This is a genomic window from Luteibacter jiangsuensis (assembly GCF_030812295.1).
Taxonomy (GTDB): domain Bacteria; phylum Pseudomonadota; class Gammaproteobacteria; order Xanthomonadales; family Rhodanobacteraceae; genus Luteibacter; species Luteibacter jiangsuensis_A.
Map to the genome: position 1 here is coordinate 406,690 of NZ_JAUSSK010000002.1, position 13,560 is coordinate 420,249.

11 protein-coding genes are annotated in these 13,560 nt (G+C 63.0%); 4 read left to right on the plus strand and 7 right to left on the minus strand.

The genetic code is table 11. The annotated features are described in order from the left end of the window. Positions 1-3: 3 nt before the first annotated feature. The 7 genes from J2T07_RS07200 to dnaA form a co-directional block, all read right to left on the minus strand. Positions 4-774, minus strand: coding sequence for a MotA/TolQ/ExbB proton channel family protein (locus tag J2T07_RS07200; RefSeq protein WP_306848554.1), 771 nt, complete (start codon positions 772-774; stop codon positions 4-6). 53 nt (positions 775-827) lie between these two features. After that, positions 828-1,490, minus strand: coding sequence for an energy transducer TonB (locus J2T07_RS07205; protein WP_306848556.1), 663 nt, complete (start codon positions 1,488-1,490; stop codon positions 828-830). A gap of 198 nt (positions 1,491-1,688) precedes the next feature. Continuing rightward, positions 1,689-2,990 (minus strand): tetratricopeptide repeat protein, encoded by a 1,302-nt coding sequence (locus J2T07_RS07210; protein ID WP_306848558.1) that lies wholly within the window; start codon positions 2,988-2,990, stop codon positions 1,689-1,691. A 285-nt stretch (positions 2,991-3,275) separates the two neighbouring features. Beyond that, positions 3,276-5,720 (minus strand): DNA topoisomerase (ATP-hydrolyzing) subunit B, encoded by a 2,445-nt coding sequence (gene gyrB / locus J2T07_RS07215; protein ID WP_306848560.1) that lies wholly within the window; start codon positions 5,718-5,720, stop codon positions 3,276-3,278. Between the two features lie 70 nt (positions 5,721-5,790). Beyond that, a complete protein-coding gene (gene recF / locus J2T07_RS07220) occupies positions 5,791-6,873 on the minus strand; it encodes a DNA replication/repair protein RecF (RefSeq protein WP_306848561.1) in 1,083 nt (360 codons plus the stop codon). 88 nt (positions 6,874-6,961) lie between these two features. Beyond that, positions 6,962-8,062 carry a DNA polymerase III subunit beta gene (gene dnaN, locus J2T07_RS07225; RefSeq protein ID WP_306848563.1) on the minus strand — a complete coding sequence of 367 codons (1,101 nt, stop codon included), beginning with the start codon at positions 8,060-8,062 and terminating at the stop codon, positions 6,962-6,964. A 213-nt stretch (positions 8,063-8,275) separates the two neighbouring features. After that, a complete protein-coding gene (gene dnaA / locus J2T07_RS07230; protein WP_306848565.1) occupies positions 8,276-9,628 on the minus strand; it encodes a chromosomal replication initiator protein DnaA in 1,353 nt (450 codons plus the stop codon). Positions 9,629-9,818: 190 nt separating this feature from the next. On the opposite strand from dnaA, the gene rpmH reads away from it, so the two are divergent. The 4 genes from rpmH to mnmE all read left to right on the plus strand — a co-directional run bounded on the left by rpmH (position 9,819) and on the right by mnmE (position 13,506). Further along, positions 9,819-9,953, plus strand: coding sequence for a 50S ribosomal protein L34 (gene rpmH, locus J2T07_RS07235; protein WP_008211413.1), 135 nt, complete (start codon positions 9,819-9,821; stop codon positions 9,951-9,953). Positions 9,954-9,967: 14 nt separating this feature from the next. After that, complete coding sequence (gene rnpA / locus J2T07_RS07240; protein ID WP_306848579.1) at positions 9,968-10,348, plus strand: ribonuclease P protein component; 381 nt, start codon at positions 9,968-9,970, stop codon at positions 10,346-10,348. Positions 10,349-10,412: 64 nt separating this feature from the next. Further along, positions 10,413-12,110 (plus strand): membrane protein insertase YidC, encoded by a 1,698-nt coding sequence (yidC, locus tag J2T07_RS07245; RefSeq protein WP_306848580.1) that lies wholly within the window; start codon positions 10,413-10,415, stop codon positions 12,108-12,110. 52 nt (positions 12,111-12,162) lie between these two features. Continuing rightward, positions 12,163-13,506, plus strand: a complete 1,344-nt coding sequence (mnmE, locus tag J2T07_RS07250; RefSeq protein ID WP_306848581.1) for a tRNA uridine-5-carboxymethylaminomethyl(34) synthesis GTPase MnmE — start codon at positions 12,163-12,165, stop codon at positions 13,504-13,506. The last annotated feature ends 54 nt before the right edge of the window (positions 13,507-13,560 follow it).

Sequence of the window (13,560 nt, forward strand, 5' to 3'; positions counted from 1 at the left end):
TCCTCACTTCTTGGCAGGTGCGACCGGCGCGTTGCCTTCGACGCGGGCGCCGGTGGCGAAGAAGTCGTGCAGGTCATGCGCGAATTCGTCGAACTGGGCGTACGTCAGGCGGTTCGAGCGCATGAAGAAGTTGTACGCAAGCACGGCCGGGATAGCGGTGAACAGACCGAACGCGGTCATGATCAGCGCCTCACCGACGGGGCCGGCGACCTTGTCCATCGACGCGGAGCCCGAAGCGGCGATACCGATCAGCGCGTGGTAGATACCCCACACCGTACCGAGAAGACCGATGAACGGAGCCGACGAACCGACCGTGGCGAGCAGGGTCAGGCCGCCTTCCAGACGCAGGCTCTCGCGAGCCACGGCCTGGCGCAGGGCGCGGTCGATGAATTCCGAACGCGACAGCGTCTCGGCGAGGCGACCACCGGCAGCGGCCTGGTGGTGAGCGACGGCCGAAGCGGCGTCGAGAGCGATCTTCGAGAACGGTTCGCCCTTCGGCTGCTCTTCGAGCATGCGAATGGCTTCCTGCGTCGACGGGGTGTTCCAGAAACCCTGGATGACCTTGTCGGCGCGCGCGCGCACCATGCTGTTACGGATGAAGTTGGCGACGATGAAGTACCACGAGAGCACGGACATCGCGACCAGCACCACGAACACAATCCAACCGAGGAAGTCGAAATTGTGGATCAGGTGATCGAAGCCCATCTGCTTGAGGGCGTCGGCGTTGGAGTTTTGACCTGGATTAGCAGGCTGAGCGGAGGTGTCTTGCAACATAACGCTACCCTTGGGGAAATCAAACATTAACGGAGCAGTAAGTGAAGGAGAACTTACAGCTGGTTTAGGTTGAACGTAACGGGGACACGTGCATAGCCTTCGACGGCCTGACCGCCTCGCTTGCCCGGGTTGAATCGCCAGTTCCTTGCCGCATCCTGCGCTGCCTTGTCCAGTTCGCGGAAACCGCTGGACTGATCGATCTGGATGTCTTTCGGCGCACCGTCGACACCCACGAGGACCAGAAGTACCACCGTACCTTCATGCCGCTGGCGAACCGCCTGCGGCGGATACTTTGGCGGATTACGCTGACGGTACGACAGATTCTCGCTAGGTGCGATGTCGGCCGGCGGTGCAGGCGGCGCGGGAGGCGCCGGCGGCGGTGCCGGAACAGCATTCGTGCTCGCCTCTTCGACAGCCGGCGGCGGTGGGGCCGGCGGCGGCGGTGTCGGCGGCGGCTTCACCTGTTGGATGATTTTCGGCGGCGGCTGCTTGGGGGGTTCCGGCGGCGGCGGCGGAGGAGGCGGGGGCGGCGGCGGCGGTTCGATGAAATCGACCTGTACCACCTTCTCTTTCTGCTTTTCCTGCGACTTCGGCGGCGCCATGGGCGCGACCAGCAGCAGGAAGGCAAACGAGTGCAGTGCAATGGCTACTGCCAACGCACTTGTGCGCCCCCAACTGAACGGCGCTTGGCCGGTTGATTCGTTACTTGAGGCCATCAGTCACTATCAAGAGCTAATCAAGCGGAAGTGAGCCCGCACTGCTCTTCCGGCGCTCGGCGTGTTGACATTGCCGAAAACGCAGGTTTCTGCAAGCGGAAAGATACGCAAGTTACACCAGCATATGGCGTTTGTATAGCACCTGAAGGGAGGGTTTATGGCGGTGCACAAGCCCCCCTTCCGGGTCTTTACAAACGCTTACTTGCCGGTACCTGCGGTTTTCAACCAGGCGTTGGCCTTGGCAGACGTTTCCGGGTCCTGCGCTGCCTGTTTCATGGCGGCGATGGCACCCGGCTTGTTCTTCAGACCACGCTCGGCTTCCGCGAGCACCATGTAGGCTTGACCCTTATGTTGCACACCCTTGCTGATGGCGTCCGTCGCGGCCTTCTTGGCCTCGCCGTACTTGTTTTCCTGTAGCTGGAGGCGCGCGACGCTCAGCGTCACCTCGCCATCCTTCGCGAGCGGCGCAGCCTTCTGATAGGCGGCCAGCGCGGCCTTCATGTTGCCGCCGGTGATCGCGGCGTCGCCCTGGAGCTTGTAGACCTCGGCGCTCGGCTTCACGACGCCCTTGGCGAGACCGTCCTCGAGCACCTGGCCAGCCTTCGCGGCGTTGGCTTCCTGGCGGTCGGTGTGGTCCTGGCCGTCGATCAGGTAGACCTTGGCGAGGTTCACGTACTGCTTCTCGTCCTTGAACGCACCGGCGGCACGACCCTTCTCCATCAGCGAGATCGCTTCCGGGTATTTCTGCGCCTGGATCAATGCCGAAGCGGCATTGTTCAGCGCGGTGGGGTCGTTCGGGTTCTTCGCCAGTTCGGCGGCGGCGAGATCGGCGGCCTTGTCACCCTGGCCGGTCTCGGCATAGCTGGCGGCGAGGATCTGGTCCCACGAACCCTGCGGCTTGGCGTCCGGCATGGACTTGGCCTTGGTGATCGCGGCGATCGCTTCCGGGTACTTCTCGAGGCGGTAATCGATGTTGCCCTCGAGGCCGTATGAGTCGGCGGTTTCCTTCTTGCCCTCGGTACGCCATTCCTGCAGTGCCTGCAGCGCGGGGGCGTACTGCTCGTCGGCGACGAGGAACTGCACGTACATGTACTTGAGCTGGAAGTAGGTGTCGTTCGGCATGACGCCGATATCGAGCGCCTGCTTCAGCGTGGTGATCGCACCCTTCACGTCACCATCGTTGTACTTGAGGTTCGCAATGCCCTGCAGCGCGAGCGCCTGCGCGTACTTGCTGCTCGTGCCCGAACCGTCGGCCAGCGGCTGCAGGATCTGCAGCGCCTTGTCCTTCTCGCCATTGTTGGCGGCGTCCAGGCCCTCGTTGATGGCCTTCTGGTCTTTCTCGCTCTTGAGGTCGAGCTTGGGCTCCGTGCGGGTGGCATTCGGATACAGCGCTTCTTTCTTTTCCTTGGAAGCGGTATCGCGGGCAACCGCGGCGCCACTGACAAGGGAAAGTGCGATCGCGGTAGCGAGCGCCATCTTGATGAAGGAACCCTGTTTCATTGACTGACCTCTGTTGAAGGAGTCGTCGCACAGTGACGTGCTCCGGGGGACTACAGAGGTTAACCCGATTCGATTCCTAAGAACAAGTCGCAGTGCAAGAAAAAATTCCAAATAAAACAATCACTTGTTAGGAGAATGTTGGGACTTACCGATTTATAGGTAAAAGGTTGCCTTGAAAACGGCATTTTCATCCCCGTTGCGCGGAAATGTGACGGAACACAAAAAAACGCCCGGTCGCTGCCGACCGGGCGTTCCTGTCCCTTCCACTGGCGTGGTAGAGCGTCCTCAGATGTCCAGGTTGGCGACCTTGAGCGCGTTCGCCTCGATGAAATCGCGGCGGGGTTCCACCGCCTCGCCCATCAGCATCGAGAACATCTGATCGGCCGCGACGGCATCTTCGATACCGACCTGGAGCATGCGGCGCGTCTCCGGATTCACCGTGGTCTCCCACAGCTGCTCCGGATTCATTTCACCCAGGCCCTTGAAGCGCTGGATCGTGCGGCCCTTCTTGGCTTCGTCGAGCAACCAGTTGCGCACCTCGGAGAAGCTGAGCACGCCACGCGAGGCATTGCCACGACGAACCACCGCTCCGGGTTGCAGGCCGAGTTCGGCCAACTGCTGCGAGATGGACTGGATCGCGCGGAACTCGGTACCGCCGAAGAAGCTCTGCGGCATGATCCACGTATGGCTGAGGCCATGCTGCATGCGCTCGACCTCGATGGCCGCACCTTGCTGCTCGTTCAGGGCCGGGCGGAAACGCAGGACATAGGTCGGCTTGCCCAGGCCGCTGGCACTGAGTCGCTGGGCGATACCATCGAGCCATGCCTGCATGCTCGCCGGATCGGACCACAGACCCTCATTCATGGGTACATGCTCGATCATCGCCGTGAGGGTCACGGTGTCGAAGCGATGGCTGAGGCGTGCGATCTGGTCGAGCGAAGCCTGGTAGTCGCGCAACAGCTTCTCGAGGGTCACGCCATCGATGCCAGGAGCGCCCTCTTCCGGCGTCAGCGACGCGTTGTCCACGGCGCTGGCGATCAGGTACTCGTTCAGGACGGTGTCGTCCTTGATGTACATCTCCTGCTTGCCCTGCTTCACCTTGTACAGCGGCGGCAGGCCGATGTAGACGTGCCCACGCTCGATCAACTCGGGCATCTGGCGGTAGAAGAACGTGAGCAGCAGCGTACGGATGTGCGAGCCGTCCACGTCCGCATCGGTCATGATGATGATGCGGTGGTAGCGCAGCTTGTCCGGGTTGTATTCGTCCTTGCCGATACCCGTGCCCAGCGCGGTGATCAAGGTGCCGACTTCGGCGGACGAGATCATCTTGTCGAAACGGGCCTTTTCCACGTTGAGGATCTTGCCCTTCAACGGCAGCACGGCTTGCGTACGACGATTACGGCCTTGCTTGGCCGAGCCACCTGCGGAATCACCCTCGACCAGGAACAGTTCGGACAACGCCGGGTCCTTTTCCTGGCAATCGGCGAGCTTGCCCGGCAGGCCCGCGATGTCGAGCGCGCCCTTGCGGCGGGTCATCTCGCGGGCTTTGCGGGCCGCTTCGCGTGCACGCGCGGCGTCCACCGCCTTGGAGGCGATATTGCGGCTTTCGGCCGGATGCTCGAGGAGGAACTCGGCGAGTTTCTCGTTGATGACCTGCTCTACCGCCGTCTTCACCTCGCTGGAGACCAGCTTGTCCTTGGTTTGCGACGAGAACTTCGGATCCGGCACCTTCACCGAAAGGACGGCGATCATGCCTTCGCGCATGTCGTCGCCAGACAAGCCGACCTTGGCGTTCTTCGCCAGGCCTTCCTTCTCGATGTAGTTCTGCAGGGTCCGGGTCAGCGCAGCGCGGAAGCCCGTGAGATGGGTACCGCCGTCACGCTGTGGGATGTTGTTGGTGAAGCAGAACATCGTTTCCTGGTACGCATCCGTCCACTGCATCGCCAGTTCGACGGTGATGCCGTCGGTTTGCGAGCTGAAGCTGATAACGGTCGGGTGCAACGCGGTCTTGAGCTGCGCCAGGTGCTGCACGAAGGACTTGATGCCGCCTTCGTACGCGAAGATGTCCTTGCGCTCGTTGCGCTCGTCGACCAGTTCGATCGTGACGCCCGAGTTGAGGAAGGCCAGCTCACGCAGGCGTTTCGCCAGGATGTCGTAATGGAATTCGATGTTGTTGGTAAACGTGGCCGGGCTGGGCAGGAAGCGCACCATGGTGCCGCGGCGGCTGGTGTCGCCGGTAATGGCGATGGGGGCTACTGGCTCGCCGTGGGCGTATTCCTGGCGATGTTCCTTGCCTTCGCGCCAGATGGTGAGCCAGAGCCGGGAACTGAGGGCGTTGACCACGGAGACACCGACGCCATGGAGGCCACCGGAGACCTTGTAGGAGTTCGCATCGAACTTACCGCCCGCATGGAGCACGGTCATGACCACTTCGGCGGTGGACCTGCCCTCTTCCGGATGGGTATCGACCGGGATGCCGCGTCCGTTATCGGCCACGCTGACCGATCCATCCTGGTGGATGGTGACGGTGACGTAGTCGCAATAGCCGGCAAGGGCTTCGTCGATGGCGTTATCGACGACTTCGAACACCATGTGGTGCAGACCCGTACCGTCGTCGGTGTCGCCGATGTACATGCCTGGACGCTTGCGGACCGCGTCCAGGCCCTTCAGGACCTTGATGCTGCCGGAGTCGTAGGCGTTCGAATTCGTCGGATCGAGAGGTTCGTTCATGCGATGCCTGGTGATGGCGCCAGAGAGCGGTCCCGATGCGGCGCGGAAAAGCGTCGGGACAGTCGATTGATTATAGCAAAGCCGTGACGACACCCTGTTCCACGTGGAACATCGTGACGGACTGGTCGGCAAGGGCGGACGGGATCTCGGTACCCGTGATAAAGACCTGCGCGTCGCGGCCCAGAAGCTGCGCGACGACCCATTCTTGATGGGTACGGTCGAGCTCCGATGCAAGGTCATCGAGGCAGACGACAGGCCATTCCCCGCGAATTTCGGCGTGAAGGGAGGCCTGCCCGAGCAGGCATGCCAGGGCGCAAAGTTTCTCCTGCCCACGGGAAAGATGTTCGCGCAACGGGGCATGTTCAAACGCGATGGAAAAGTCCGCTCGGTGGGGCCCGACGGTCGTGTGACCACGCCCCAGGTCGCGCACTCGTCGCTCGGCCAATGTGGTTCCCAGGTCGGCCGCTTCATCCCAGCCAGGCCGATAGCGGATGGAGAAGTCACCGAGTTCCGGGAGAACGTTCATGGTGAATTCCCGGATATGGGGGATCAACCGCTCCAGATAGCCCCGCCGGAACGCCGTTATGCCCTCTCCCGCAACGGCCAGCTCCGCTTCCCACGGCTCCAGCAGCCCTCCGTCGAGCGGGCCGCCGGCCCGAAGCAGCGCATTCCTCTGTTTCAGTGCTCGCTGATACCGGCGCCAATGGTTCACAAAAGCATGTTCCACGTGGAACAAGCCCCAGTCGAGGAATCGGCGACGCTCGTCAGAGGCCCCGGCAATCAGGTCATGCGATCCCGGCTCGAAACACACCACCGCGCATTCCTGGACCAGCGCACCAAGCGATGCCGCCGAATCTCCGTCGACACGTGCCTGCCAACGCCCTCCCTCACGACCCAGACCCAGTCGGCGGGTACGGCCGTCCTCCGACCGCACCTCGGCAAAGACCGAAAGAGCGTTGGAACCTCGCTTCAACAAGACGTCGCGGGAACCTGCTCGAAACGAGCGGCCATGCGATAACAGGTAAGCAGCCTCCAGCACGCTGGTTTTCCCGGCGCCGTTCGGGCCCACGAACACGTTGATCCCTGGCGCCGGGGTCAACGACACCGATTCCAGGCAACGCAATCCGGCTATCCGCAACGACTCGAACTTCATTCCCAGCCTTTTTCCATCTAAAACGAACGACGCCGGGGTGTCGAAGACATCCCCGGCGTCGTGGGCCGAACTTTAACGTGCCTGCGGGTCAGAGGCGAAGCGGCATCACCACATGGCGAGCTTCCTCGTTGCCCTCTTCCTGCAGGAGGCAGCTCGACTGGGCATCGCGCAGGTTGATGCGCACCTTGTCACCTCGAAGCGCCCCGAGGGCATCCAGCAGGTAACCCACGTTGAAGCCGACGGCAAGATCGTCGACGACGGTCTCCGCTTCGACTTCTTCCTGGGCTTCTTCCTGCTCGGGATTGTGCGCCACGATCCTGATACGGCCGGGGCTGAGTTCGAGCTTCACGCCACGGTATTTTTCGTTGGAAAGAATCGCCGCGCGCTGCAATGCGCTGCGCAGCACATCACGCTCGATCGTCGCTGTCTTGTCGGCACCGAGCGGAATCACGGCCTCGTAGTCAGGGAAGCGGCCGTCGATCAGTTTCGAGGTGAAAACGACTCCGCCGCGCCGAACACGCAGGTGATTGCGACCAAACTCGAGCTCGACCGAACCCTCGCCGGCCTCGAAAAGGCCGATGAGCTCGTTTACGCCCTTGCGCGGGATGATGATCTGGCGGCGGGCGGACACCGAGCTTTCAAGCTTGGTTTCCTTCAACGCCAGACGGTGACCATCGGTGGCCACGCAGCGCAGCGTGTGTTCCTGAAGGTCCAGCAACATGCCGTTCAAGTAATAGCGCACGTCCTGATTGGCCATGGCGAACGCGGTTCGATCCATCAGGTCTCGCAGGACCTCTTCCGGCAGGGTGACCCGTTCGACCAGTTCAATTTCGTCGATGGTCGGAAACTCGCTCGACGGCAGCGTGGCCAACGTGAAACGGCTGCGGCCAGCGTTGAGCGCGATGCGCTCACCGTTCAACTTGATGTCGATTTTCGCGCCATCAGGCAACGCACGAACGATGTCGAACAGCTTTCGCGCTGGAATCGTGATCTCGCCTTCCTGCACGCCGTCGGCGGCGGTGGTGGCGATCATCTCCACTTCGAGGTCGGTGCCGGTGAAGGACACCTCGCTACCGGAGGCGCGCACCAGAAGGTTGGCCAGCACGGGCAGCGTCTGGCGGCGTTCCACCACGCCCACCACCTGCTGCAGGGGTTTGAGCAGTACTTCCCTCTGGATGCTGAATTGCATGCGTCCCCTACTCCTGCTTTTAAGTTTTTAAGATTTTATTAGTGGTAGTTGTAGGGCCGGTGGATATCTTGAAAAGTCTGAAAAGTATTTCTTCTTCAAAGACTTGTTCAAAAATATCGACTGGCCTGAACACGCGGTTTCGTGTGGGTGCCTTGTGGATAACTTCGGGCCTCAAAACCGTCCTCCATCCATCCACCTATTATCCACAGGTTCTCAGCCCGTCAATATACGGATGAGCTGCTCCCAATCCTGGCGCATGCGCACGTCTTTCTCGCAGAAACCGCGAATCGTGCGGCAAGCGTGCAGCACCGTCGTATGGTCGCGGCCGCCAAAGGCTTCCCCGATCTCCGGCAGGCTGTGCTCGGTCAATTCCTTGGATAGCGCCATGGCTACTTGCCGGGGGCGCGCCAGGGAGCGTACACGCCGTTTGGAGAGCAGGTCGGAGAGGCGCACCTGGTAGTAATCCGCCACCGTCTTCTGGATGTTCGGCACGGTGACCGCTTGCGCGTGCGTGTTCAGCAGGTCGCGCAGGGTTTCCTCGGCGAAGTCGGTGGTGATCGGCTTGCGGTAGAAGTTGGCGCGGGCGGCAAGCGTGTTCAGCGCGCCCTCGAGGTCGCGCACGTTCGAACGGATGCGCCGGGCGAGCAGCATCGCCACGTCCTCGGACACTTCCATGCCCTTGTCCGCCGCCTTGGAGAGCAGGATGGCCGCGCGCGTCTCGAAATCCGGCGGCTCGATCGCCACCGACAAGCCCCAGCCAAGGCGCGACTTCAACCGTGGCTCCAGCTTGTCGAGTTCCTTCGGATAGCGGTCGCAGGTGAGGATGATCTGCTGCTTCGCCTCGAACAACGCGTTGAAGGTATGGAAGAACTCTTCCTGCGTGGTGTCCTTGCCGGCGAAGAACTGGATGTCGTCGATCAGCAGCGCGTCCACCGAGCGGAAGCGGCGCTTGAAGTCGTCCATGTTCTTTTGTTGCAGCGCCTTCACCATGCCGCTGACGAACTGCTCCGAGCGCAGGTACAGCACCTTGGCTCCCGGGTTGTTCTGCATCAGCAGGTTGCCGGCCGCGTGCATAAGGTGCGTCTTGCCCAGGCCCGTGCCGCCGTACAGCAGCAGCGGGTTATAGGCGCGGCCCGGGTTCATCGCCACCTGCATCGCCGCGGCCTTGCCCAGCTGGTTCGATTTGCCTTCCACGAAGGTCTCGAACGTGTAGTGCGGATCGAGGTTATGTACGTGCGGCGGCTCCGGCGCCGCTTCCGGTGCGCGTGGCGATGCCGGCGTGGAAGCGTGCGTGGCCGACGCCGGGCGCATGGGCGCCGGGCGGCCGCCGGACGAACCGACTTCCAGGCGCACGGGCAGGGCGCGGCCCGTCAGGTGTTCCACGATCGACTGGATTTTCACCAGGTATTGCTCGCGCACCGTATCCAGCGAATAGGGGTTGGGCGCGTACAGGAACAGGCCGGTCGGATCCTCCCGCGGCTGCAGGGGCATCAGCCAGGTATGGACATCCTCGGCGCTCAATTCGCCTTCAAGACGCTCGAGACAGCGTCTCCAGAGATCACTCATCGGGTATTCTTGCCACAGAAGGGGCGCATGCGCGCGGGGTGGACGACGAAGTCTACCAGCGTCCGGCCCCTCGCCGGAGTCCACCTGGCTGTGGGCTTCACCCTGCCGCCGTGCCCAAACGGTTGACAGTCCTCGCGAATCTCAGCCATACTTTCCGGCCATATTCAATCTTCACCCGGATGTCAGCGCCATGAAGCGTACTTTCCAGCCCAGCAAGCTCAAGCGCGCCCGCACCCACGGCTTCCGCGCTCGTATGGCCACGGCCGACGGCCGCAAGATCCTCAACGCGCGCCGCGCGAAGGGTCGCAAGCGCCTGATCCCGTAAGCGGCTCGCCTGTCGTGCGTGCCGCAGCCTTGCCGCGCGATGCGCGGCTTCGCCGCGCCGCCGACTTCGCAGCGTTGCGAACAGTCAGCGGTCGCCTCGGCGGCCGCTGTTTTCTTTTGCGCTTCGGAAATAACGAGCTCGACACCGCCCGGCTCGGCCTGGCCATATCCAAGCGCTGTTCCAAGCGCGCCGTCGACCGCAACCGGATCAAGCGCCTGGCGCGTGAGGCATTTCGCCATGCGCGCCCCGCCCTGCCGCCTGTCGATATTCTGGTCATGGCCCGCGACAGCGCGGTCGACGAGACCGGCGCGGTGCTCCTGGCCGAGCTCGATGCCCTGTTTCGCCGTATCCGGCCGTTGAAGCGCGAGGGTGCCGACGGCACAATCGCGCGTTGACCTTCCCGTCCTTCCCGCCTTTCCCGGCCATCCGGCCGTGGCGCCATTCGGATCTGGCCCTGCAATGAATCAAACGCGCACGCTCCTCTTCTTCGCGCTCATGTTCGTGGCGTACCTGCTGTGGACAGAATGGGAGAAGGACTACGGTCCCCAACCGGCCGCTCCGACCCCGGCGGCCCAGACCGATGCCGGCAAACCGAACACGGACAGCAGCATTCCCGGCGCCGCCGCTCCGGCCAAGGTGCCGGGCGACGCCGCCGCGCCCGCCGAGGAAGGCAAGGCAGAACTGGTCACGTTGTCGAACGATGTGCTCCGCCTGACCATCGACACCCGTGGCGGCAGCATCGTCCGTTCGGAACTGCTGGCCTATCCGAACGAGCCGGTCACCAAGAAGAATCCCAACCCGCCGCCGGCACGCCTGCTCGACGACGAGGCAGCGCATTTCTTCGCCGCCCAGGATGGTCTGGTCAGCAACACGGGCGCCGCGCCCGATCATCGCGCGTTGTTCCATGCGGAGAAGACCCAGGCCGCATTGGCCGACGGCGAGAAGTCGGTGAGCGTCGACCTTACCTGGACCGATCCGTCGGGCCTCAAGGTGGTCAAGCGTTATACCTTGAAGCGCACCGACTACGTGGTCGATCTCGACCAGCGCGTGGAGAACGGAACGAGCACGGCATGGACAGGCAATGCCTATCACCAGCTGCAGCGCGTTCCCGCCGAGAAGGTGAACTGGTTCAAGGCCTATACCGATCCGGCCCAGCACAGTTTCTTCGGCGCCGCGTGGTACAGCCCTGAAAGCAAGTTCGAATCGCTGCCCTTCCTCGATTTCACCAAGAAGCCGCTCAACCGCCAGATCACCGGCGGTTGGATCAGCATGCTGCAGCATTACTTCTTCGTCGCCTGGATTCCGCCGGCCGACCAGTCGGTGAACTACAGCAGCACCATCGTCGACCCCAACTCGGCGACGCCGCGTTATCTCGTGCGCGCGTTCGGTCCCACCATCCAGGTGGCGCCGGGCCAGGCCGTGGACAGTGTCGCGCGCTTGTACATCGGTCCGAAGCTGCAAGGCACGCTCGATGTCATCGCCCCGGGCCTGGAGCTGACCAGTAACTATGGCTGGCTGACGATCATCGCCCAGCCGCTGCACTGGTTGTTGTCGCAGTTGCACGCGATCAGCGGCAACTGGGGCGTGGCGATCATCCTGCTCGTGCTGCTGATCAAGGCGGCGCTCTACAAGCTGACCGATGCGCAGTTCCGCTCGGGTGCGCGCATGCGCAAGTTGCAGCCCCGCGTCGCCGCGCTCAAGGAGCGCTACGGCGACGATCGCATGAAGATGCAGCAGGCCATGATGGAGCTGTACAAGAAGGAGAAGGTCAATCCGATGGCGGGTTGCCTGCCCATCCTGATCACCTTCCCGATCTTCATCGGCCTGCTCCGCGTGTTGTCCGAGTCCATCGAACTGCGCCACGCGCCGTTCTTTGGCTGGATCCACGATCTCTCGGCGCCCGATCCGTTCTACGTGCTGCCGGTGCTCTATTTCCTGGTCACCCTGCTCACCCAGCGCATGATGCCGACCGCCGGCATGGACCCGACCCAGGCCAAGATGATGAAGGTGATGCCGTTGATTTTCGGCGTCTTCTTCGCCTTCTTCCCCTCGGGTCTGGTGCTTTACTGGACCGTGAACGGCGCCACCAGCCTGCTCCAGCAGTGGTGGATCAACCGGAGTGTCGACAGGGCCGACATCAAGGCCAAGACGGCATGATCACCGGGCGGCGCGTCGAAAGACGCGCCGCTTCGCTATCGACAGGTAAGCCATGAACCACGGCGAAGACACCATCGCAGCCATCGCCACGGGTGCCGGCGCGGCCGGTGTCGGCGCCGTTCGTATTTCGGGCCCACGTGCGCCGGCGATCGCCCGCGCCATGCTTGGACGCGAGCCGGTACCGCGTCACGCCCATTTCGCCGCGTTCCGCGATGGCGACGGTGAACTGATCGATCGCGGCATCCTGCTCTATTTCCCCGGCCCGGCTTCGTACACCGGCGAACACGTGCTCGAGTTGCAAGGCCACGGAAGCGCCGTGCTGCTCGACGCCCTGCTTCGCCGGACGATAGCCCTCGGCGCGCGCCTTGCGCGACCCGGTGAGTTCACCGAGCGCGCCTTCCTCAACGGCAAGCTCGACCTCGTCCAGGCGGAAGCGGTGGCCGATGTCGTCGCCGCCACGTCCGAAGCGGGCGCGCGCGCCGCGTTGCGCTCCATGGAAGGCGTGTTCTCCGCGCGCGTGGACGAATTGCTCGGCGAACTGATAGCGCTACGTGTGCATATCGAGGCGGCCATCGATTTTCCCGAAGAGGAAATCGATTTCCTCGCCGATCCGGTGATCGGTCGAAACCTGGCGGGCCTGCGTGCGAATCTCGACGCCTTGCTGGTCGAAACCCGCCGTGGCGTGCGCCTCAACGACGGTATCGTGGTAGCCATCGTGGGACGCCCGAACGCGGGTAAGTCCAGCCTGTTGAACGCGCTCGCAGGACAGGAGCGCGCCATCGTCACCGATATCCCCGGTACGACCCGCGACGTCTTGCGAGAGTCGGTGAGCATCGACGGCGCCACCTTCGAGCTCGCGGATACAGCGGGCCTTCGCGAGTCCGACGACGTCGTCGAACGCGAGGGCATCCGTCGCGCTCGCGCACAACTCGAACGCTGCGATGTCGCGCTGCTCGTCACCGACGATGAGCATGCGAACGAGGATCTCGCATTCTTCGCCGGCACGCCAAGCCACGCGACCCGCGTCGTCGTCATCAACAAGATCGACCTGTCGGCGTCGACGGCCCATCGCGAACACCGGGGCGGGTACGAAACCCTCTGGCTGTCCGCACGCACGGGCGAAGGCCTGAATCAGCTGCGCGCGATGTTGCGCGACCTGGCGACAGCCGGTGCTGGTGAGGGCGCTTTCAGCGCACGTCGTCGTCACGTCGTGGCGCTGGAGTCGGTGCGCGATTATCTGGATCGTACGGCTGGCGTCTTGCATGACAGCCACGCGGGTGAACTCGCTGCTGAAGAACTGCGTCATGCACAGCAGGCGCTCGGCGAGATTACCGGCACGTATTCGTCCGACGATCTGCTTGGGGCGATCTTCAGTTCGTTTTGTATTGGTAAGTGAGGCGGGATGAATCGCGGACAGGGTCCGCTCCCACCGAGCGTGCCGCCGCGCCGC

Bases quoted from the DNA above. Each gene is read 5' to 3' on its own strand.
- J2T07_RS07200 (WP_306848554.1), bottom strand. From the start codon at position 774: ATGTTGCAAGACACCTCCGCTCAGCCTGCTAATCCAGGTCAAAACTCC.
- J2T07_RS07205 (WP_306848556.1), bottom strand. From the start codon at position 1,490: ATGGCCTCAAGTAACGAATCAACCGGCCAAGCGCCGTTCAGTTGGGGG.
- J2T07_RS07210 (WP_306848558.1), bottom strand. From the start codon at position 2,990: ATGAAACAGGGTTCCTTCATCAAGATGGCGCTCGCTACCGCGATCGCA.
- gyrB (WP_306848560.1), bottom strand. From the start codon at position 5,720: ATGAACGAACCTCTCGATCCGACGAATTCGAACGCCTACGACTCCGGC.
- recF (WP_306848561.1), bottom strand. From the start codon at position 6,873: ATGAAGTTCGAGTCGTTGCGGATAGCCGGATTGCGTTGCCTGGAATCG.
- dnaN (WP_306848563.1), bottom strand. From the start codon at position 8,062: ATGCAATTCAGCATCCAGAGGGAAGTACTGCTCAAACCCCTGCAGCAG.
- dnaA (WP_306848565.1), bottom strand. From the start codon at position 9,628: ATGAGTGATCTCTGGAGACGCTGTCTCGAGCGTCTTGAAGGCGAATTG.
- rpmH (WP_008211413.1), top strand. From the start codon at position 9,819: ATGAAGCGTACTTTCCAGCCCAGCAAGCTCAAGCGCGCCCGCACCCAC.
- yidC (WP_306848580.1), top strand. From the start codon at position 10,413: ATGAATCAAACGCGCACGCTCCTCTTCTTCGCGCTCATGTTCGTGGCG.
- mnmE (WP_306848581.1), top strand. From the start codon at position 12,163: ATGAACCACGGCGAAGACACCATCGCAGCCATCGCCACGGGTGCCGGC.